Below are 21,420 nucleotides of genomic sequence, written 5' to 3' on the forward strand. Positions count from 1 at the left end.
CTGGGCAACAGCAACCGCGGAAATGCACGCCCATCGGAATCCCTACGCTTCGTTAATGGGACACCACTGCAAATTTGGTGGCCTGAGCGTCCATCACAGTGTCTTCCTTCAGAACCTCTGTGGCAGATGCGATTGCTTTGCCTGCGATGTAGCCGAAAGTCAACGCCGGTCCCAGCGTAATGCCGGCGCCGGGGTAGTTCCCGCCCATGATGCTGCACGCGTCGTTGCCAACCGCGAAGAGACCGTGGATTGGCGAGCCGTCGGAGTTGAGCACGCGGCATGAAGAATCAGTCTTCAGGCCAGCGAATGTGCCGATGTCACCGATGCGAATTTTGAGAGCATAGAAAGGGCCTTTCTCGATAGGCGCGACACACGGGTTCGGCGAATGAAGAGCGTCACCCTGATAACGGTTATATGCTGTGCTTCCCTTCCCGAAGAGTGAGTCGCGACCTAGTCGCGCCTCGGCGTTATAGCCTCGCACCGTCTCTTTGAAGTTGAGCGCATTGACGCCAATCTTCTCGGCCAGCTCGTCTACGGTTGATGCTTTCGTCAGGTAGCCGACACGCAGATAGCGGCCAATGGGCATCGGGAACGGAGCAACACTACCCAGGCCGTATGTTCGGAGAGTCTTGTGGTCGCAGATGAGATGTGCGGAAATCTCCTCTCCCGCCGGCGTCGACTTCACCAGCGCTTGCACGAAGTCATGGTACGAGTGGCCTTCGTTCGTGAACCGACGGCCGTCGCGCAGCACGGATATAACGCCAGGCTTCGCGCGGTCGATAAAGTGCGGCATGATGCCTGTTGTTCCGTCCTTTCTGGTCAGCGTCGAAACCGGCACCCAGGCAGCCGCGTTCGGCAGCGTTGTCGTCACTTGAGCGCCGACTGCTTCAGCCATGCGCAATCCGTCGCCCGTGTTACCGGTCGGAGAAGGCGAGAAATGTTCGGAGCCTGTCGGAGCGTGGGGGAAGAGTTGCTTGCGACGTTCGATGTCGTACGGAAAACCGCCGCTCGCCAAGATAACAGCACGATTCGCGGTCACACGTACTTTCGAACCGGCCCGGTCAAGGACCGCTCCGGTGATTCGGCCGTTGTCGTTGGTGAGGCTGAGCGCCTTGGTGTTGAGCCAAAGAGGAACGTTCAGGTCGAAGAGCGACTTTGCGAGACGACCGGCAAGCGCGTTGCCGTTCGTCAGCGTCATGCCGCGACCATGCTTCAAAACATCTGCGAAGTGGCGAGAGAGACGCTTGGTGACGTACCAGGCAGACTTGATTGACTTCGTCACCCGCATGAAGTGCACAATTTCCTTGCCCGAACCAAGCATCATTCCGAATACGGTGAGTTCGGGCAGAGCAGGAGCGAGGTCCTTGATTGCCGTGCCGAGTTCGCGGCCGTCAAACGGACGAGTGACCATGGAACGACCACCTTGCGTACCGCCGGGCGCCTCGGCGTGATAGTCGGGAAACACAAGAGGCATGTCGAAGCGTACAGCTGTCTTCGCTGTGAAGAAGTCTACAGCTTCCGGCCCATTCTTGATGAAGGCGTCGACGCGCTCACCATCAAAGCTCGACCCCGCCTCGTGCTGGAGATACGTACGCGCGGCATCTTCTGCCTCGTAAATCCCTTGCACCTTTGCAAGCGCTGTATTCGGAATCCAGAGCCAACCGCCCGAGCGAGCTGTTGAGCCGCCGAACTTCGGCTCTTTCTCGATAACGAGGACATTGAGCCCCTCAGACGCGGCCGTGATTGCCGCGGACATTCCCGAGCATCCCGAACCAATAACAAGCACGTCACAGCTGTATTCGCTTTCCTGCTTCATCACGCATCTCCGATAGCGAGGACGCGTCACCTCAGGTGCGTCCTCATAATCCATCCCCGTCTTCTGGGCCATGGTCAAATCATACGCCGCAATTACATATACGCGTACATATTTGCGTAAGTACAATCCCTATGCCGGATTCCATCGTCTCGGATGTAAATTGAGGACTCCATGGGAAAGGTTGTGCCCTTTTGCTTGGATGCGGTTGGCGGCCTCGTGTGCAGGCGCTGCGCTCGCCACCTTTGTCATCGAATTTCCGGCTACGGTCTGTCGCCGGTACCGTTTGCTTCACCTACTCTGGAGACGACATGATTAAACGTATGACTTTGCTGGCGCGCAAAGAAGGCACTTCGGTAAGCGACTTTCGTGCGTACTGGTCTGGCTGCCATGCTCAACTTGCTTTGTGCATGGATGGCATTGCGAAATACACGCAAAACAGGGTCGATAAAACTCTCTGGAAGTCCGGAGGTGGTTCGGGATGTTTTGATGTCGATGGCATCGTCGAGCTCTGCTTCGAAAGCGATGAGCTCATGTCGGAAGCGCAACGTTCCGCGGTCGGGAGTCGATACATTCCCGAAGATGAGCCAAACTTCCTGCGTGGATGGACGCTCTGCGTAGTCGACCACGAGGATGGAGCCAAAGAGCACACAGGCGTGAAGGTCATCCTCGTCGCTGCCCTGAAGGCAGGTGTCTCACGAATCGAGTTCGAGAAGGTGATGGTCGAATCCGACGAGGAACAACCGACGCCTGCGACAACATCGCTCAATTGGACGACCAGAAGCGCGAAGCGTGAACGCCTATGGGCAGAGCCGGTTGTGCCCACCGTGCTTGCGGCGCTGTGGTTCAAGAATCTTGCGGAAGTGCATGACGCGTTTCGAGTTGAGAGCAGCCTTGTGCAAAGGATTGACGGCTTAGCCGACCGTGCGGCTGCGTACCTCATCAACCCGCTCGTGGTCAGGTAATCCATTTCAGACCGGTAGCCGGTTTGGTGGGCGCGTCGCCCCCTCTCTCTCTCGCGAAACCATAGCGCACTGCGATTCGGAAATTGCTACGAAACCGCACCGTCAGCCCGTACCAAAAAAATAAAACGGGCGCTGGAGCTCCGAGCGCCCGGTGCATCTCATTTTCGGCTCTCAGCTCACGCTTTATGCAGATTCCTCGCCCGTTCGGACCGTAACGCAAAAAACATCGCTGTGCAGGCAAGAAGCAGAATGAATGCAATGAAATAGAACGCGTTGTTCATGCTTCCAGTGTAGGTCTTGATAAGACCGATTAGATACGGGGTGATGGTTCCGCTGGTTACCCCGATAGTGCTGACCAGCGCGATGCTCGCAGGAGCGCTGGAACCGCGAAAGAAGCTAGCGGGCACAGACCAGAAGATGGGATGAGCCGCGTAAATAAATACGGCCGCCGCAGTCAACAGCGCCATGGATAGTGCGAAGCCCAGGCCATGCGAAGTCAGTAGCGCCAGCGCCGCAGCGGCGCCAGAGCCACAGACGATGAAATGCCATTTGCGTTCGTTGCGTCGGTCGGAACGACGAGCAATCAAAATAACGCCCACAGCGCCGATTGCATTCGGGATTGCCGAGTACAGACTAATCTGAACGATGTCGGTAATTCCGAATTCGCGAATCATCGTCGGCATCCAGAATAGCAACAGGAGGATGCCCGAGGTCAGGCAGAAGTACACAAACGCGAACACATAGACGTACGGGTTACCCACCGCCGCAAGCAGGGAATGGCTATGCTCAGCAGGCTTTCCGTCGTTCGCCAGCACGTCTTCCAACCGCCGCTTCTCACCTGCGCTAAGCCACGGTGCAGCGGACGGCCTGTCCTTCAAGAAGAAGAATGCGATAACACCCAGCAGGATTGCGGGAGCACCCTCGATGGCCAGCATCCACTGCCACCCGTGGACACCATGGACCCCATCCATGCCGCGCATAATCCAGCCAGAGACTAGACCGCCAAGCACACCGGCGACGGCGACACCAGCATAAAAGACGGATAGCGCTCCTGCGCGACGGCGTGCCGGGAACCAGTACGTCAGATATAAAACGATGCCTGGGAAGAAGCCGGCCTCGAATACACCGAGAAGAAAGCGTAAGACGTAAAACTGCGTGCTGTTGGATACCGCGACCATCACCACCGAACACGCGCCCCACAACACCATGATTCGTGCGAAGGTCTTCCTGGCTCCGTACTTATGCAAGAGTATGTTGCTGGGCACTTCGAAGAGGACGTACCCGACAAAGAAGAACACTGCGCCCAAACTGTACGCGGCGTCAGTGAAGGAAAGGTCGTGCTTCATCTGCAACTGGGCGAACCCGATGTTGTTCCGGTCCAGGATTGCAATGACGTAACAGAAGAAGAGAAACGGAATGATTCGCAGCGTCACTTTGCGAAACAAGGTGTCATCCGATGTGCCGACAGATGGGGGATTCGTCGGTGCAGGGACCGTGCCGACTGAACTTCGCGTTGTCATCAGAAACTCCAGTGCAGTTATTTTCAGTTGTGGTCCGCTGTCAGTCGAGGCACCTACGCCACCTCGCTGACCGCCAACCCACTCAGAAGGTAACCGCACCATGGCAGGTCCACGCTTCTTGATTACATATTAACGCTTCACTTCGCACATATATAATTCTCGTTTGTACCTATCTGGGTTCTTCTGGACCGCGAACGGCTTCGAAGTGCTGGTAAACACCTAACGTGCCTGCGACTGGTTCGTCAGATGTCGCACAGGCCAAGACCAGCAAGTTCGAATTGGCCGCCCTTGCCTCGAATTCGCTTTGCCTGGCGGCCCGCAGCGCCACCAAGTACGTTTTGTTTTACGCTCATACGTTTGCGTATATATAATAAAGCACGAGTGAGCTGCTACGTACAGCGATTGCATCGTTAAGGAGACCGGTTTGTCCGCGAGAATGTTGTGGCTTCTGAGCGCGTGCTGCTTTGCCAGCATGGCGTCAATGCGGGTCTGCGATTCACTGTTACCGTCACTGCAGGCGGAGTTTGGTGTGAACATGGGGCACGCCGCCCTCGCAATTTCAGGATTCGCCCTCGCATACGGCCTTACGCAACTTGTCTTCGGGCCTTTGGGAGACAAGTTTGGAAAAATCCTCGTAATCGCGCTGACCACGCTGGCCTGCACGGTAGGAAACCTTGGTGCAGCATTGTCCGTTCATGTGGGCCAATTGGTAGCGGCCCGGGTCTTGTCCGGGGCTGCGGCCGCGGGAATCGTGCCTTTAACTATGGCGTGGATTGGCGACACAGTGCCTTATGAACGGCGTCAAGAAATCCTTGCGCGGCTGCTCGGCGCGACTGTTTTCGGGATGATTGCCGGTCAGTGGCTAGGGGCATTGCTCGCCGACGCGGCTGCCTGGCGAATCTTGTTTGCCTCCCTGGCCCTGATTTATCTGGTTGCGGGGCTCTTCGTCTTGCGAGAAGTCAATTCGTCGGACATGGCGCGCAAGTCGACGCCCGGCCGTTTCGCGTACCGTGCTTTTGAGGTGTTGGCGATTCCTTGGGCTCGAACAGTGCTCCTCGTTACCTTCATCGAAGGCTCGCTCGCGTTCAGCGCGCTCTCGTTCATCCCGACCTATCTACACGGGACATTCGAACTTCCGATGTCGAGGGCGGGCGCGATTGTGGCTCTTTATGGGGTAGGCGGTTTAACGTACAGCCGATGCGCCCGCCTCTTGGTCCGTCGCTTGGGGGAAGCCAATCTGGCGAGGCTTGGCGGTGTCTGTCTCGCAGTGTCATATGGCGGACTCGCGATTCTCAACACCTGGTTGCTCGCATTGCCCGCCTGCTTCATGGCTGGGTTTGGCTTCTACGCTTTGCACAACACCTTGCAGACCCATGCCACGCAGATGGCACCGAGCGCCCGCGGAACCGCCGTGTCACTCTTTTCGTGCTTTCTTTTCTTTGGGCAATCACTAGGCGTTGCTTGCGCTGCGTGGTTCATCGACAGATTTTCAGCGCCGCCCGTTTTTATAGGCTGTGCTTTCGGCCTTTTTCTAGTCGCAGCCGTGTTTTCGTCGCTGGTTTCTCGCCAAACCGCACAGCTGGCGAGGACCTAGCGGAATGCCGACGGAGGAGATACCCAGGGTGGCCGCGAGCTGGCAAAGGAAGCGCACGGCAAACCAGCTGGAACAGGCGTGCCTAGACGGCCGGTACCGTCGGCGCGGAATTCTGCTCGGTCAACAGCTTGGTGGTCGCAAGAAGACTGGTAACCAGCGGGCCTTTCCAGGAAACGTCGAAATTCGCGGCAACGCCGAAGAGCGTCAAAACAAGAACAATCTCTCCGTTGTTGTCAAAAACCGGCGCGCTGATGCTGTTGATTCCTGGAATCGGCATACCTTCTCCTCGCGCGACTCCTCGCTTTCGAATATCCGCCAGAATGGCGTCGAACTGCGTGATGGTCAGACGCTCGCCATCAGGCGTTTGCGACCCGAAGTCCGCCCCGACGAGCTCGTCGAGCGTGGAACTCTGCTTGTATGCAGCAAACACGCGGCCAGTCGTCGAATGCGTGAGGGACATAACCGTGCCGACGTGAACACCTGCATGCAGCGAGGCGGCCGGCTCGATGCTTTGCAGAACGGTTGGACCGCGGTCTCCCCACGCGGCGAGAAGCACACTTTGCTCGACGCGCGTCGCAAGGTCGGTGGAAGGCTGCATTGCATTACGGACTGCGGGCACCATGCGAAGCGCATGCAACCCCATGCGGAGAGACAAAGGCCCTGGCTCGAAACGCGAGGTCACGGGGTCCCGTTTGACGAGGCCGGTACGAAGCAGGCTCACCATATAGGTGAACACCTGATTCGTGGGAATGCCGCTGCGCGCGCTGAGCTCTGCAAGTGTCACCGGTTCGCCAGCGTCCGCGAGATACTGAAGGAAGCGGCCACCAACTTCCATGCTCTGAATGCCGCGTTGCTCCTTCCGGGCACTTGAATCGAGGCTTTCCGGATTTTCTTTTGCCCGCTGCTTCGTTACCATGCAATCCTCTGTGCACGAACACATTATGTTTTGCCGATTTTACCGGCTTCCTGGTCACCGTAAGGCACTTGGATTCTGAATCCGACAAGATACGCAAAATGGACACCGAAAGCACCGAAAAAGCCCAGCGGGGAATCCAGTCAGTTGAAGTGGGCAGCGAAATTCTGCTGGCACTCACGCAATCTGACTCGCCCATGCCGCTCAAAGAAATTTCGCGGGTCACGGGCATGTCTCCCGCCAAACTTTTCCCGTATCTGGTCAGCCTCATCAAGCTTCAACTGGTACAGCGAATGGAGCCGTCAGGCGATTATGCCCCAGGTCCCTTGGCGCTGCGGCTTGGCCTGTACGGACTCCAACGATTGAATCCTCTGCGCGAAGCCGAGGCAGACGTATTGGCGCTAGCCTCGAAAACGGGACAAAGCGTTTTTTTGACGACTTGGGGACCAAACGGACCGGTCGTCGTCAGGCAGGAAGACCCTTCGTATCCGCTGCATCTCACTTTGCGAGTCGGCACGGTCATGTCGCTCGTCAACACGGCAACGGGACGACTTTTCGGCGCGTATATGCCAGAGTCCTTGGTGCAGAAGGCTCTCGCAGACGAGAACATACGGCTTAGCGGTGCAACCGCACTGAAGACAACGGAAAAGCAGGACCTGTTCAAGGAGTATCGGAAGATTCGCGAGGAAGGCATGACGCGAACTTCGGGCCATCCTTTGCCGGGTGTAAATGCTATCGCGGCACCTGTATTCCTGTTCACGGGGTCCATAGCGCTCGCCATCACTCTGGTTGGGCCCGCAGGTACGTTCGATACAAGTTGGGATGGGGAACTTGCGTTGACCCTGCGCCAGACCACACTGGACCTGTCCTACCGACTAGGCTACTCGGCCATCCCGGGCGACGAGGCCTAGTTCATCGCGATGCGACAGCAACGCCCGAGAAATGCGAAGACAATTCGCGGCTGCCTCGGGCGTCGCCAGTCAGCGGCTTGAGACCTTTCCAACGCACGCCGGCGGCACTCCCGCGAGCCCCCTTCAAATCCCTGCATCGCTTTGATGCGATGGCGCAGGCGACCCTGAAAAACTTGGGCTCGCTTGCGCGGCCACCTCTCTGAAACCCTTCGAAACACAGAAGCCCTGACGTCGAGCACATATCAGTGCGGCACGTCGGCCCATTCGGCCGCCAAGAACAATCAACACACATGTTGGCTTCACGGTAGTTCACCGCAACGCGTGCTCCAGTGCCGAAGACGTCCACGGACGCAAGTGTGCCGTCCGACAATCGTACGAAATGAATCCACGCTTGCGTCTTAGCGTCGCGCCAGTTCGTCCCCGCTTCCGCCGCTCGTCGACAGCCAGCGCCCCCATATACCAGCGTGCTTCGGATGTCTGTGATTGCAGAGGGCAAGCAGGACTGGCAGCCCGGGTTTTGGGGACAGTTAAGGCGTACGGGAAATTATCTATATGCGACTATGTTCGCTTATGTATAATAAACTTCAACGTCAGGGTCGCTGGACAAAACCCACCCTGTCCCTTCAATTACTCCTGTAGAGGTCTCCTACCATGGCGACAGAAAAGAAGTTTGCTTCCCACGCGGACGTTGAAGAAAAGAAAGTCACGTTCGAACAGCTTTCCGAACATGCCTACGCGTACACCGCTGAAGGCGACCCGAACACCGGCATCATCATTGGCGACGATGCCGTGCTCGTGGCCGATACACAGGCGACGCCCGTGATGGCTCAGGACGTCATCCGCCGCATCCGCGAAGTCACCGACAAGCCCATCAAGTATGTTTTGCTGACTCACTATCATGCGGTCCGCGTGCTCGGCGCATCGGCCTACAACGCCGAGCAAATCATCGCCAGCCAGGACACCTACGACCTCATCGTCGAACGTGGTGAGCAGGATATGAAGAGCGAGATTGAGCGCTTCCCGCGTCTCTTCAATGCGGTCGAATCGGTGCCGGGTCTCACGTGGCCGACCCTTACCTTCCAGAAAAAGATGACGCTCTGGATGGGCAAGCTCGAAGTTCAAATCCTGCAGCTTGGTCGCGGGCACACGAAGGGCGATACCGTAGTCTGGCTGCCGCAGGAAAAGACGCTTCTTTCCGGTGACCTGGTCGAGTACGGCGCAACGCCGTATGCCGGCGACGCGTATTTCCAGGATTGGCCGGCCACCCTTGACGCAATCGCTGCGCTGAAGCCTGAAAAGCTTGTCCCCGGCCGCGGCGCTGCTCTCAAGACGCCGCAGGAAGTTGCCGACGGTCTGGCTGGAACCCGCGCTTTCGTCAGCGAGCTCTACAGCAAGGTCAAGTCTGGTGCCAGCGAAGGCAAAGACCTGAACGCCATTTACAAAGAAACCTACGCCACGCTGAAGCCGAAGTTCGGCGACTGGGTCATCTTCGACCACTGCATGCCGTTCGACGTCACACGGGCACACGACGAAGCAACGCAGTACCCGGACCCGCGTATCTGGACTGCTCAGCGCGACAAGGAAATGTGGGAGACCCTCGAGGGCTGATTATTAGCCCCACGCGCCAGCCTGCGAGCATCAGGAGCACGCAGGCTGGAACGACAAGTCCAATCTGGAGACATTAAAGTGCAACAGCCGACGCGAGACACATCAAGCCGCCGTGAACCTGTTCAGGGCGGCACGTTCTGCAACACTGCATTGGAACGCGCATCGTCCGCGTCTGCGTTCTCTGCTCATCCGGATGGCTATCAGTCGGGGTTTGCCAGTGAGTTCACCACCGAGGCGCTCCCCGGCGCGCTTCCCGTTGGCCGGAATTCGCCGCAGCGTGCTCCCTACGGCCTGTACGCAGAACAACTCTCAGGCACGGCCTTCACTGCCCCTCGCTCCCACAACCGACGTTCATGGCTGTATCGCGTGCGACCGGCAGCGGTTCACATGCCATTCACGCCGCTGGAGAGCAGCAGACTGGTCAGCGACTTTTCGCGTGTACCACCGACTCCTCCCAATCAGTTGCGCTGGGACCCGCTTCCGATGCCGGAAGCGCCGACAGATTTCATTGACGGTCTGGTCACGATGGCGGGTAACGGGTCGGCGGATGCGATGTCGGGATGTGCTATCCACATGTACGCAACGAACCGCTCCATGATGGACCGATTCTTCTACAGCGCTGACGGAGAATTGCTGATTGTTCCGCAAGAAGGTCGCCTCAGCATTGCGACAGAACTCGGCCTTCTCGACATCGAACCTCAAGAAATTGCCGTGATTCCGCGTGGCGTACGGTTTCGCGTCGAGCTACCGGATGGCAAAGCGCGCGGATACATCTGCGAAAACTTTGGGGCGCTGCTACGCCTACCTGACCTCGGACCTATCGGCTCGAACGGTCTTGCCAATCCGCGCGACTTCCTGACACCTCAAGCGGCGTATGAAGTTCGTGAAGGCAATTTTGAACTCGTGGCAAAACTTAACGGTCATCTCTGGCGTGCAGATATAGGCCACTCCCCCTTGGATGTGGTCGCCTGGCATGGCAACTACGCGCCGTACAAATACGACCTTCGACGTTTCAACACCATTGGCTCGATAAGCTTCGACCATCCGGACCCGTCAATCTTTCTGGTGCTGCACTCACCGAGTGATACGCCCGGCGTTGACACTATCGATTTCGTCATCTTCCCGCCCCGGTGGCTTGCTGCTGAAGACACCTTCCGCCCGCCCTGGTTCCATCGGAATTTCGCTAGCGAGTTCATGGGGCTGATTCATGGCGAGTACGATGCCAAAGCCGAAGGCTTCGTGCCAGGTGGCGCCAGCCTCCATAACTGCATGTCAGGTCATGGTCCCGACGCTGGCACGTTTGAAAAGGCATCGGTGTCTGACACGACGCAGCCAACGAAGGTCGATTCGACCATGGCTTTCATGTTTGAGACGCGCAATCTCATCAAGCCGACTCAGTTCGCTCTGGAAACCTCGCAGATGCAGGCACAGTATTTTGAATGCTGGCAGGGCCTTGGAAACAACTTTAACCCGGACGTCAAGTGATGCCAGCCAATACAGACGATACCCAGATGCTTAGTCGGACGACTAACCCGAGCCTTCGGAGCTGGGTCGAGTCAGCGAATTCTGCCGATACCGACTTTCCCATCCAGAACCTTCCTTTCGGGGTGTTCTCCGACGACAAGTCCGACACGGGACGGGTCGGTGTTGCAATCGGAGACCTGATTGTCGACCTTTCGGAGCTTGAGTCCGCAGGACTGATTGCCGTGCCATACGTAGTCACCGACGACAACGGTCAACCTAAAATCGTCTTCCGTCAGGCACGGCTCAATGATTTCGTCGCCTTGGGAAAAGCCACCTGGACAAGTATCCGGATTCAGCTCTCGACGTTGCTGGCCAGAGACGGTTCGGCGCTTCGGGATAATCCTGAACTGCGCGAGCGGGCTTTCGTGCGCCAGCGCGACGCGACTATGCATCTCCCTTTCGACATACCTGGTTACACCGATTTCTACTCATCCCGCGAACATGCGACGAATGTCGGCGCGATGTTCCGCGACCCGAAAAACGCGTTGATGCCGAATTGGCTCGAGATTCCTATCGGGTATAACGGGCGAGCGTCTTCTGTGGTCGTCAGTGGTACGCCCATTCGTCGACCGAACGGCCAACGCAAGGAGCCGAACGCTGAACGTCCCACTTTTGGACCTTGTCGTAAGCTCGACATTGAACTGGAAACGGGCTTTTTCGTGGGTGTGGGCAACGGCCTCGGCTCGACTATCAGTGCAACCGACGCCGACGGTCATATCTTCGGTATGGTCCTTCTCAACGACTGGAGCGCGCGCGACATCCAGCAGTGGGAGTACCAACCGCTTGGACCGTTCAATTCGAAAGGTTTCGCGACAACCATTTCTCCGTGGGTGGTCACCATGGAAGCAGTGGAACCTTTCCGCGTTGACCAACCCCTGCAAGAGCCGAAGCCTCTGTCTTACCTCCGCGGAGCTACGCGCGCTGGAGTCGACCTCCATCTTGAGGTACAGCTGAAGCCGAAGTTCGCTACGTCGCCAACGACTATCGCCAAGACCAATTTCAAGTATATGTACTGGTCGATGGCGCAGCAGCTGGTGCACCACACTTCCGCAGGCTGCAACACTCGTGTCGGTGACCTGCTTGGTTCCGGGACTATCAGCGGGCCAAAATCTGAATCGACCGATGACAAAATCGGGACATTCGGAAGTTTGCTCGAGCTGACTTGGAACGGGCAATCACCTCTGAAGCTCGACGATGGCGAGACACGGGGCTTCATCGAGGATGGCGACGAACTTACTCTGACTGGCTGGTGTCAAGGCGATGGCTATCGCGTCGGGTTCGGTTCATGCGTCGGAGTTGTACTGCCTGCGCTTGAGGTCCCCGTCTTGGAGGACCATGAATGAAGCTGTATAGCTACTTTCGCAGCTCAGCGTCTTATCGGGTCCGCATCGCACTCGCCTTGAAAAAGCTGCCGTTTCAGTACGAGGCTGTTCATCTTCTTAAAGACGGTGGCCAACAGCTCTCACCGGCATACCGTCGGGTAAATCCAGACGGTATCGTCCCAGCGCTTGAGGACGGACCGGAGGTTTTGACGCAGTCTCTGGCGATAATCGAATACCTTGACGAGATTTATCCCGAGCCGCCACTTCTACCCGGACACCCCACCGACAGGGCCTACGTCCGCTCGGTTGCGCTTCAGGTCGCCTGCGAAATACATCCGGTCAATAATTTGCGGATACTCCAGTACCTGAAGAAAAACCTCGGTGTATCTGATGAGCAGAAGTCGCAATGGTACCGGCATTGGATTGATGTCGGCTTCGGTTCATTGGAGGTGCGGCTCAAAGCGGAAAGACGCCTTGGAAAGTTCGTGTTCGGCGACGCACCAACTCTTGCTGACATATGCCTGGTACCACAAGTCTGGAACGCCCGCCGTTTTGACATACCGCTGGACAGCTATCCGACAATCAAACGCATTTCTGACAATGCGTTTCATCTGGAAGCCTTCAGGCAAGCCGAACCCTCCGCCCAACCAGACGCGGAGGGTTGAACTGACCGTTCATCCACGCTAGATGTGCGGGGTCAACCGTCTCTGATTTGTCCATGGAAGCTTACCCGCCGCGGTCGTGGCCGTAAGGCATGGGGTCGGTGACGGCAACGCGGGCACTCGTTACGAACGAGCCTACGGTTTTCCACTGGCCGTCCGCGGCTGATAGATAATTCATCATTAAACAAGAACGAAGGGTATGGTCGAGTTACGAATGGTCGCAACAACTATATAGCGCCGGAGCCTGGCTCCATGGTGCAGTTTGGAGACATCATGAGTGCAGGCTTTCAACACCCATTCCCCGCAGCCGCCAATAGTGTCGCGCAAGGCAAAATCGTTAGCGCACAACAAGCCGTCTGACTGATTCGACCAGGAAACACCGTGGCAACCGGTGGCTTCGTTGGTATTGGGTTCGCGGAAGAAGTCGCCATCGCGATAGAACAGCTGTTCCTTGACTCAGGCGACAGCGGAAGCGACACGGCTCGAGACTTGACACTGGTCTACGCGGGTGGTCAGGGCGACGGAGCCGGTAAAGGCTTAAATCACCTCGCCCACGAAGGACTCGTCCGGCGGGTTGTCGGTGGCCACTGGGGACTTGTTCCTGGCCTCCAACGCCTGGCCGTCGAAGGTCTCATCGAAGCCTACAACCTTCCCCAAGGCGTCATTTCCCAGCTGTTCCGCGACATTGCTGCTCATCGGCCAGGTCACCTATCCACAGTTGGACTCGGCACGTTCGTCGACCCACGCAACGGCGGCGGCAAGCTTAACGCCCAAACGACGGAGGACCTGGTCAGCCTCATATCCGTCAACGGCGCTGATTGCCTTCTGTATAGAACTTTCCCGGTCGACGTCGCCATCGTGCGTGGCACCACCGCCGACGCGAATGGGAATGTGACAATGGAGAAGGAGGCACTCACGCTCGAATCACTGGCCATCGCGATGGCCGCGCGTAACTCCGGCGGAATTGTGATAGTCCAAGTGGAGCGTATCGCCGAGTCAGGCACTCTGAATCCACGACAGGTCAAAATACCAGGGATTCTGGTCGACTGCATCGTGGTTGCAAAACAGGAAAACCATTGGCAAACGTTCACTGAGCTCTACAGCCCGGGCTTCGCGAGTGAACTTCGCATCGCGACAGGTTCAATTCCGTCGATGACGATGAGTGAACGAAAAATCATCGCCAGACGTGCTTCTTTCGAGCTGATGGCCAATAGCGTCGTCAACCTCGGCATCGGAATGCCTGAAGGAATTGCGAGCGTTGCTAACGAAGAGAAGGTATGCGACCTTTTCACGATGACGACCGAGCCCGGTGTCATTGGCGGGATACCGGCAGGCGGGCTGAATTTCGGCGCAGCAACCAACACCGATGCCATCATCGACCAGCCTTACCAGTTCGACTTCTACGATGGCGGCGGTCTCGACATCGCATTTCTTGGACTTGCGCAGGTCGACCGCGAGGGTAACCTCAACGTCAGCAAGTTTGGGCCAAAGCTCGCTGGCGCCGGCGGTTTTATCAATATCTCGCAGGCAGCGAAGAAGGTCGTCTTTGTCGGAACGTTCAATGCAGGCCAGCTCAACGTGAGTATCAAAGATGGACGTCTGCAGATTCTCAACGAAGGTGTTTGCCAGAAGTTTGTGGACGCAGTTGAGCATCGAACCTTCGGCGGCCACTACGCCATTGAACGCCAACAACCGGTCCTGTACATCACAGAACGTTGCGTCTTTTCTCTTACCCGTGACGGTCTCGAACTCATCGAGATTGCACCAGGAGTCGACCTCCACCGTGACATCGTCTCTCAGATGGGTTTCGCTCCCATCCTGAAAGGTACCCCCCGCCTCATGGACGCGTGCATCTTTGAAGAACGGCCGATGGGCCTGCGGGCAATGTTGCTGCGGCTGAAACTCAGCGAGCGGTTCAGTTACGATTTAGAAAAGAACATGTTTTTCATCAACTTCGAAGGACACAAGGTGTCGACGGAGGACGATGTCGAAGCAATTCGCGCCGAGGTTGAACATTCGCTCTCAGGACTCAACGTCAGACCCCATGCAATAGTCAACTACGACAATTTCTCGATAGCACCCGAGGTCATCGACGCGTACTCCAAAATGGTGACCGGTCTTGTCGCAAGATTTTACTCAGATGTGACTCGGTATACGACAAGCAGCTTTCTGCGGATGAAATTGGGCAACGCGCTACAACAGCGCAGCGTCGCCACATATATCTACGAAAGTCCAGAAGATGTGTCGTCCCATGAAACGCGCAAGAAATGACGGACTTCAATCCATGGGCGGCGGCCCGGCCGTGCAACGCTTCAAGCGTGTGGCTCCTACAGCTCTTTCTCAACGGGCCGCCTCAGGTACATTGCTGCCAACTTTTCCTTAAGTTCCGACAGGACCTCGGGCGCACTGATTCCGAGCACGTCGTCGGTCCCAACCAAGTTGCTGGCGCACCAGGTTGGCCAGCCCTCATCGTCGTCCAGCGCCAACCAACCAATTGGTTTTCGCCTTATCGCATCTGACCATACCTGCATACCGCGCGGCGAGCTAAGATATCAAGACAAAGAACATATCCGCCTGGGCGCTTTGGCGGAGGCACGTCGAATGTGGGCCCAGGAATTCCTGTCAGCATTGCGATGCTCCGTCCGATTCCCTTGATGGCGGGCTAGGGGTGGGCCCGACGTGACTTTTCTCGATAACAGCGTCGGTTTCGGCATCTGCCAGCTGAATTCTCTGTAGGCCGAGCTAGAGTCCAAGCGGTCGTCAGAGACCGGGCGGTTCGTCGTCTTCCGTCTGGGTAAGGAGATACAGCCTTGCCCTTTCGTCCAACTCAAGCCGATACGTCCGGACCGAACTCTCGTCGACAATGCATTCGCCTTCGTCCGCAAGTGTGCCGCGTAGGGTTCCGTTCTCTAGGAGTCGTCTTACGTGCGAGCGGCTCACAAATAAAAACTCGGCGGCTTCGGCAACGGTCATGCTTTAACTCCGCTAGATGCGCGTAACAGAAAGTGCAGTCCTCGGGCACTATTTCGCATAGAGCCCAGCTTCTTGTGAGACACGTGCGAGTTCTTCCAGCGCCCTGCGACCTCGCCGCTTTGCTGTCAAGCGATACGCTTCAGCGTCTGTGCATGCGCACCGTGTGCCTGCCATCCGCACTTGCGTTTGCCGGCAGTTTGCCGTCGCGGATTAGCTTAACGACATACATCGGCGTCACATTCAATGCCGCGGCGACTTCGGCGACGGTCATCGCTTGTTTCATGTTCGCTCCCATAGGAACAGTGGGCGACCGGCGTAGCCAACGTCTTTCGACCTCCACGCAGTCTGCGACGAGTTGATACACATTCGACCCTACGTTCAGTTGCCTGCTACCAGTTGAGCAACGCTCGCAGCCGTTCGACAAGCCAGTCCGCTTCCACAACGCTTACCCACCCTCTGCTTCCAATTGCCCGTCTGATTCGCTGCAACGTGACCTCGCGCGAATGCTGCGGATGCTTTGCTGAGTCTTTCTGAGCCTTCGCGACGAGCTGCTGTGCAAGGTCTTCGCACACCTCCCATCGTTCAAACCGCTCATCATCGGTCTGCCCGACGACCACCTTTCCGTTAATGAGGCGGCCGACGAGTTTAGGCTGTTTGCCCGGGACAGAGGCTGGCCCCACGTCTCGAGGAAAGTCATCAGGTACGTTTCGCATTGGTCAGATGAGCGATGACTCGCTTCGCAATATCAATAGGGCCTTCGGGATTGCCCGCAGGCATTATCTTTGAGCTAAGCGTCGCACCGGGCGGAGCAACAACGCGGATGCGGATGTCTTCGCCGTCGACTAAAATTTGCACGCAAGCCTCCGACATCGGCGCCGCGCCTCCGAATGTGTGTCGTTCAATAAAAAGCGTAAAGCTACGCACGTCCGGGTACGGGCCCAGCGGCCATTGATATCCGTGTACGTGAAGCGCCTCGGACGCACGCTCCCAAAGCGGTCTGCGTGGGTCAATTTCCGCGCTCGCTGTGTACAACGGCGACACGTCACTTGGCGCCGTCTCGTGCATTCCCTCGTACAGTTTTACAACGGTGCGCGACCACTCCGCAGCCCACGCCGCGGCTGCTTGCCGTAGCGTCTTGAAATCAGCATTGTCCTTGAGCATGTCAAGCGGACGCTGGTCGGCAAGAGTGCCATTCCGCGACGTCAAAAAATCGAGGCGGCTCAGGGGCGGTGCCGACGCGATGACCCGGCAGATTGTCTGCAGCCGCCGCAGGTTGTGGGCAGCGCCTGCCAAGACGGCGGGAACGTATTGAACGCCGTCGACTTCAACACTAAACAGACTGCCATCGTTGAGCAACTTCTCGAGTCGCTTCTCGGTCACACCGATTCGCCGCCTGAACTCAGTGGGTGGCAGCAGCTCTCCACTTGCAATCATCGCGCGACGGCCGTCGAGGGCTTGCCGCCAAAGATGCGCGCGTAGTATGTCGCCCCCTACGTCTTCGCCAGCTTCGATGTAAGCCTGCCGAACAATGTCTTCTATGCGAGCAATCACATCATCCGGTAACTTTTGGAATTTTTCGCGCTTGCTTTCCGGCAGGCGAAAGTCGCTCGCGGCGATAGTGCGTACAAGAGAGGACGCCAGAAACTGCGGGATGTCGTACTCCGCATCGATGCGTCGCATTGCGGTGCTCCAGCCGCGTTCATGCAATGTGGACTGACGTGACATGGCGTCGTTACGTTGCTAGCAAAATCACGGAGACGTTGTCGTACGTCACGTTCTCGCAATCGTAACGAAGTTCGCTGTGCGGTTCGCCCCGATACACTGATTCATATGGACGCCCCTTACTTGAGCCCCGCTCATACGTCCACGTTTTCTCGTCCGAACGAACGGAGCGGACCGGTTCAGCATCTGCATCCGGTGCATCGTAGGACACGAGCATCACCGTAGCATCGGGGTCCGCGTTCCGCAAATGACCGATTAAGTCTCTCACCTTCATTGCATCAACTCCTTCACCCCATGATGGACGCGTTCAGTGCCTGTTTTTCCGCGCAGAGGTCGGCCTCCGCATGCCCGACGATGGCTGCGCTCGACGGGATTGCAAGTAACAACCAGTTCTCCCGGAGCAACTGAAGGAAGAAGATTGTCATTGAGCCGCCCGAAAAATTGCACGAGTAACCTCGACTACGTCGTCGCCAATGTGAAAGCGGACAGCGTTCAAATCAACGCACGAACGCATGCTTCGAACGCGTGCGCGCGCCGCGCTCTGTCCGCATGTGACGTCGATGCGATAAGTCGCCAGCACGCGCGTGTCGGCGGACGAGTTTGGAAACGTCTCGTGGACAAAGACCGTGAAGCGATTCGAGACAGGGTACGGGCCGCGGGGTGACGGAAAGGCAAGTGCGTCCAGGGCGCGCTGCCACGTGGAGCCACCAGGTTCAATGGTTGTGCCCTCGCAAGCAATGAGCAAGCTACTGCCCGCGCAATTGCCCAAATACACAGCGACGTCGGTCTGCAAGCTCATGGCCGAGCTGCCTGACAACGGCAGCTTCCTAGTTGTCTCGTCTGCGTCGCTCATAGATGACTCGCTTGCTGCCTACTTGAATCCTTCGGCTTATCCGCCGTCGTCCCGTGGTCACCGCTGGCATCATCGGTATTTGGGTGGACCGGCCGGAGTTGTATTCTTCAGCTAGCATTCCGGGACCGACCGCAATCCCAAGTTTTTCAAAAGCCTCGGCGGCGATTGACTCGAAAGTGGCAGCAGGCATTAGCGTCCGGGTGAATTTGTTCATCTTCGTCTTTGCGTAGATGCCATGCCCGATTCGTATCAATTTCCTGGCGTCGACTAACCTCGCGAGGACGCGAGTGAGCTGCGAGCGGCCACCCAGCTTGGCCAGCTCTGACCGCAAAATTACGACCCCTGCGCGACGGTGAATTGAACGCGTTACTCGGTCTTCGAGTCGGACTTTCTTCCGTACCCTCGTGTTCATCCGTTATACGAACCCGATGCGACAGAGCATTGCGTCATAAATTCGTTCCGCCAAATCGCAAACATCGGTCACCGGAACTGCCGGCACGAACGGCGAGCTACGTTGTGACCAGTAAAGCAGCAAGTCGACAGTTACGCTGTCTCTGTCGGGTAGCTGTAGCGCCGGAATGGCTACATCAAGAATTTTAAAACTAGGGTGCGCAATATCATCGACCGTTACGCCTTCGGCCTCTACAACCTCGACACAGCACAGATACATGCACTCGAGCGCCAGTCGATAACGTGTATGCGGGGAGAGCGACTCATTCTTGGCGTCGCGCAGTAGGTCCTTGCAGCCAAGAACACGAGGCCGAATGCTGTCGAGAGACCGCCGTCCATTTGCTGTCATTCGTCCCTTCGTTAGCGCTGGCGAATGTGGTTCGGTGGCGTCGACCGTCGCTTCAGCAATGGAGCCCGCTTGTGAGTTCATTGCTGCGGGTTCCCGTCGAAGTGAGCGCGGGCGTCGGATGCCGATGGACCATCTGGGGCGACTTTCCCGCTCATCCATCCGTCGGTAACGTCATCCCAGGATTCAATCCGGTTTGTCGCGCACCACTGCCGCCAAATCGCGTCGGCCACCGTTGAGTGAGCGCTGTCGCCTTCGAGGCGATAGACGTTTCCTGAGCGCGTTATTCCACGCTGCAGCGCTCGGTCGAACTCCTTGATTGCAGAACTAACCCGCCCGCGTCCATGAGTCGTGCGGCAACCGACGAAATGACAGGTTCCTTGGGATGTTCGTAGAATGCGCCAATCAGAAAGGACGACTTCCTGTGGCTTCAAGATGCCGCTGACAATCCCCCAAGCCATCATTCGTCTCCGGAACTGACAAGCGCATCGCCCGGACCGACGTTCGCTGCATCCTCCGCAGGCTCCTCGCCGAGGATGATTTTTGTGTAACGGCTAACTAACGCGGACCACTCCGTCGCTAGTTGGTCATCGATGAGCTTGCGAGCCTTCGTAAGGTTGGCGACATCTTCGTCCGAAACATCTTGTATCGATACAAGAGCGGCTTCAGCCACAGCTTGAGCCTCAAGCGTGTGAAATTGAGATTTGCTAACGAGCGACTGTTCGACCTGCAAAAGCTTCTCAATCCTCTCACTCGGGGGCACAGAGGCCAAGAAATAAAAGGTCTTCCGAACGTGCCACTTGAGTACCTCGACCCACCACTCGATTTCACCAGGCATCTCGTGCGGCGGCAAGGCGACAGTCTCGCCTGCGATGTTTGCGACCAGCGGGGAACCAAGCAGCGACATCGTTGCGCGAGTTGATGGGGCAATGTAGTTCAACGGGACGCTTTCCAATTTGACCTCCGCGACGGACGAAAGGTGTTTCTCAAAGCGCTTCTCCGCTCATGCTTCAATGACATGACCGTCCACAGTGGTCAGCGACCCGCCGCCTGAAGGCGCTAGGAGGTTGAATTTAGATGACTTCGTGAACCTGCGCCTTTCCGCAGAAAGCGGGATGGACCTAACACTGAAAGTTAGTTTAGGTGCAAACAGATGAGATGTAAACTCTGTAGATGTAAAAGCTGTAGGCGCAAACTCTGTAGGCGTATCGACTGTAGATGTAAGAACGTCAATCGGCGATGCTTCCGCTCCATGGAAGAACAATCGAAATTGACAGACGAACAACTAGCTGCACGTCTCCGGCTGTCCGAGAATCTAAAGCGGATTCGCGCTTCACAGGGGCTGTCCCAAGAAGCTTTGGCGGACCGCGCAGGGCTTCATCGCACCTACGCGAGCCAGGTAGAACGCAAGATTGTCAATGCGTCGTTGGACAATATCGTCTTGCTCGCGCGAGCTTTGGGCGTCGACGTTTCAGAGCTTTTTGCAAATGTCGCCGATGACTCGGAATCCACCATGGAGCGAATTGAAAAGAAAACGCCGAGTTCGTCCATTGAGAAAAAGTCTCGGCGTAAAGCCACCTAGCCCGTCCTGCCGTTCAGCCACACCTGAACTCGGTCGCTTCTCCAGCGAAGCAACTCACGGTCATAAAGTTGCGCGCGCGGTGGGAGGAGCCATGGACGGTGTTTTGCTCGCAGGATAACAGTCTGGAGCGAGATGCCAAGCAGCTCCGCGAGTTCTAATGCGTCAAGGTAAGAATGGGGCAGGTTCGGTTTTAAAGGGTTCATGCTATGTGTAGCACACCGCCTTAAATGCTCTTGCCGCCGCCGGTCAACAGCAGGCAATCACTACCTTGCAGCTTCTTTTACGCACCCAGCAACCGCCACGGGTGAGCCCGCCCCGCATCAGGCCGAGTCGTCTGCGTTTGAACTGGCGCTTGCGCTCAATCGGCTTCTCAATGAGGAAGGTACAAGACATGACCGCCCGCGGCGGGCGTAAGTATTGGATAGTCAGGCTCGTTTTGCTATTGAAAGCATGAGTGCGATTGCGGAGTTTCTACTTGCGGCTGTCGAAGGCGTGCTAGCCTCGCCGTGGCCTATAGGTCACGGTTGGCGGCAAATAACACGGCTGCTCTCCGCCGAGGTATAGACATTGGCACCATTAGACAGAGCAAAAAATGGCGTGAAGTATGGACATAGCTCTGTCGGCATATTTTTCTTATAAATCAATATATTAGGGTTTCGTCC

General features: G+C 57.0%; 19 protein-coding genes. 9 read left to right on the plus strand and 10 right to left on the minus strand.

Annotated features, from left to right (window positions below; translation table 11 throughout):
- Nucleotides 1–52: 52 nt before the first annotated feature.
- Nucleotides 53–1,816, minus strand: coding sequence for an FAD-dependent oxidoreductase (locus B0G75_RS12925; RefSeq protein ID WP_106305410.1), 1,764 nt, complete (start codon nucleotides 1,814–1,816; stop codon nucleotides 53–55).
- A 308-nt stretch (nucleotides 1,817–2,124) separates the two neighbouring features.
- On the opposite strand from B0G75_RS12925, the gene B0G75_RS12930 reads away from it, so the two are divergent.
- Nucleotides 2,125–2,778 carry an EthD domain-containing protein gene (locus B0G75_RS12930; RefSeq protein WP_106305413.1) on the plus strand — a complete coding sequence of 218 codons (654 nt, stop codon included), beginning with the start codon at nucleotides 2,125–2,127 and terminating at the stop codon, nucleotides 2,776–2,778.
- A gap of 176 nt (nucleotides 2,779–2,954) precedes the next feature.
- On the opposite strand, the gene B0G75_RS12935 is transcribed toward B0G75_RS12930, so the two are convergent.
- A complete protein-coding gene (locus tag B0G75_RS12935) occupies nucleotides 2,955–4,298 on the minus strand; it encodes an MFS transporter (protein WP_106305416.1) in 1,344 nt (447 codons plus the stop codon).
- A gap of 424 nt (nucleotides 4,299–4,722) precedes the next feature.
- Here B0G75_RS12935 and B0G75_RS12940 point away from each other — a divergent pair, with 424 nt between their 5' ends.
- Nucleotides 4,723–5,892, plus strand: a complete 1,170-nt coding sequence (locus B0G75_RS12940; RefSeq protein ID WP_258194420.1) for an MFS transporter — start codon at nucleotides 4,723–4,725, stop codon at nucleotides 5,890–5,892.
- 82 nt (nucleotides 5,893–5,974) lie between these two features.
- Here B0G75_RS12940 and B0G75_RS12945 read toward each other — a convergent pair whose 3' ends face one another.
- A complete protein-coding gene (locus tag B0G75_RS12945; RefSeq protein WP_164862117.1) occupies nucleotides 5,975–6,808 on the minus strand; it encodes an IclR family transcriptional regulator in 834 nt (277 codons plus the stop codon).
- Between the two features lie 98 nt (nucleotides 6,809–6,906).
- Between B0G75_RS12945 and B0G75_RS12950 the strand changes: the two genes are divergently transcribed.
- The 6 genes from B0G75_RS12950 to B0G75_RS12975 all read left to right on the plus strand — a co-directional run bounded on the left by B0G75_RS12950 (nucleotide 6,907) and on the right by B0G75_RS12975 (nucleotide 15,103).
- Complete coding sequence (locus tag B0G75_RS12950; protein WP_106305425.1) at nucleotides 6,907–7,716, plus strand: IclR family transcriptional regulator; 810 nt, start codon at nucleotides 6,907–6,909, stop codon at nucleotides 7,714–7,716.
- 651 nt (nucleotides 7,717–8,367) lie between these two features.
- Nucleotides 8,368–9,324, plus strand: a complete 957-nt coding sequence (locus B0G75_RS12955) for an MBL fold metallo-hydrolase (protein WP_106305428.1) — start codon at nucleotides 8,368–8,370, stop codon at nucleotides 9,322–9,324.
- A gap of 150 nt (nucleotides 9,325–9,474) precedes the next feature.
- Entirely contained in the window at nucleotides 9,475–10,809 is a 1,335-nt protein-coding gene (gene hmgA / locus B0G75_RS12960) for a homogentisate 1,2-dioxygenase (RefSeq protein ID WP_106305716.1), read from the plus strand.
- Nucleotides 10,809–12,191 (plus strand): fumarylacetoacetase, encoded by a 1,383-nt coding sequence (gene fahA / locus B0G75_RS12965; RefSeq protein ID WP_106305431.1) that lies wholly within the window; start codon nucleotides 10,809–10,811, stop codon nucleotides 12,189–12,191. The genes hmgA and fahA overlap by 1 nt, the downstream gene beginning before the upstream one ends.
- Nucleotides 12,188–12,835 (plus strand): maleylacetoacetate isomerase, encoded by a 648-nt coding sequence (gene maiA, locus B0G75_RS12970; protein ID WP_106305434.1) that lies wholly within the window; start codon nucleotides 12,188–12,190, stop codon nucleotides 12,833–12,835. The genes fahA and maiA overlap by 4 nt, the downstream gene beginning before the upstream one ends.
- 357 nt (nucleotides 12,836–13,192) lie before the next feature.
- Nucleotides 13,193–15,103 carry an acyl CoA:acetate/3-ketoacid CoA transferase gene (locus tag B0G75_RS12975; protein ID WP_258194449.1) on the plus strand — a complete coding sequence of 637 codons (1,911 nt, stop codon included), beginning with the start codon at nucleotides 13,193–13,195 and terminating at the stop codon, nucleotides 15,101–15,103.
- A gap of 489 nt (nucleotides 15,104–15,592) precedes the next feature.
- On the opposite strand, the gene B0G75_RS12980 is transcribed toward B0G75_RS12975, so the two are convergent.
- From B0G75_RS12980 to B0G75_RS13020, 7 genes are all read right to left on the minus strand, one after another.
- On the minus strand, nucleotides 15,593–15,805 hold the full coding sequence (locus B0G75_RS12980) for an excisionase family DNA-binding protein (protein WP_106305436.1): 213 nt from the start codon (nucleotides 15,803–15,805) through the stop codon (nucleotides 15,593–15,595).
- A 139-nt stretch (nucleotides 15,806–15,944) separates the two neighbouring features.
- A complete protein-coding gene (locus B0G75_RS12985; RefSeq protein WP_181309247.1) occupies nucleotides 15,945–16,088 on the minus strand; it encodes an excisionase family DNA-binding protein in 144 nt (47 codons plus the stop codon).
- Nucleotides 16,089–16,501: 413 nt separating this feature from the next.
- Nucleotides 16,502–17,485, minus strand: a complete 984-nt coding sequence (locus B0G75_RS12995) for a hypothetical protein (protein ID WP_258194423.1) — start codon at nucleotides 17,483–17,485, stop codon at nucleotides 16,502–16,504.
- A gap of 329 nt (nucleotides 17,486–17,814) precedes the next feature.
- Nucleotides 17,815–17,952: a hypothetical protein gene (locus tag B0G75_RS40625; RefSeq protein ID WP_181309248.1), complete on the minus strand. Its 138-nt coding sequence runs from the start codon at nucleotides 17,950–17,952 to the stop codon at nucleotides 17,815–17,817.
- 402 nt (nucleotides 17,953–18,354) lie between these two features.
- Nucleotides 18,355–18,792: a DUF6088 family protein gene (locus tag B0G75_RS41025; RefSeq protein WP_106305451.1), complete on the minus strand. Its 438-nt coding sequence runs from the start codon at nucleotides 18,790–18,792 to the stop codon at nucleotides 18,355–18,357.
- A gap of 3 nt (nucleotides 18,793–18,795) precedes the next feature.
- On the minus strand, nucleotides 18,796–19,260 hold the full coding sequence (locus B0G75_RS13015) for a hypothetical protein (protein WP_146142505.1): 465 nt from the start codon (nucleotides 19,258–19,260) through the stop codon (nucleotides 18,796–18,798).
- Nucleotides 19,261–19,636: 376 nt separating this feature from the next.
- A complete protein-coding gene (locus B0G75_RS13020) occupies nucleotides 19,637–20,116 on the minus strand; it encodes a hypothetical protein (RefSeq protein ID WP_146142506.1) in 480 nt (159 codons plus the stop codon).
- Nucleotides 20,117–20,428: 312 nt separating this feature from the next.
- Here B0G75_RS13020 and B0G75_RS13025 point away from each other — a divergent pair, with 312 nt between their 5' ends.
- Nucleotides 20,429–20,758 carry a helix-turn-helix domain-containing protein gene (locus tag B0G75_RS13025; RefSeq protein WP_106305460.1) on the plus strand — a complete coding sequence of 110 codons (330 nt, stop codon included), beginning with the start codon at nucleotides 20,429–20,431 and terminating at the stop codon, nucleotides 20,756–20,758.
- Nucleotides 20,759–21,420 lie beyond the last annotated feature (662 nt).

Source organism: Paraburkholderia sp. BL18I3N2 (genome assembly GCF_003001875.1).
GTDB lineage: Bacteria > Pseudomonadota > Gammaproteobacteria > Burkholderiales > Burkholderiaceae > Paraburkholderia > Paraburkholderia phytofirmans.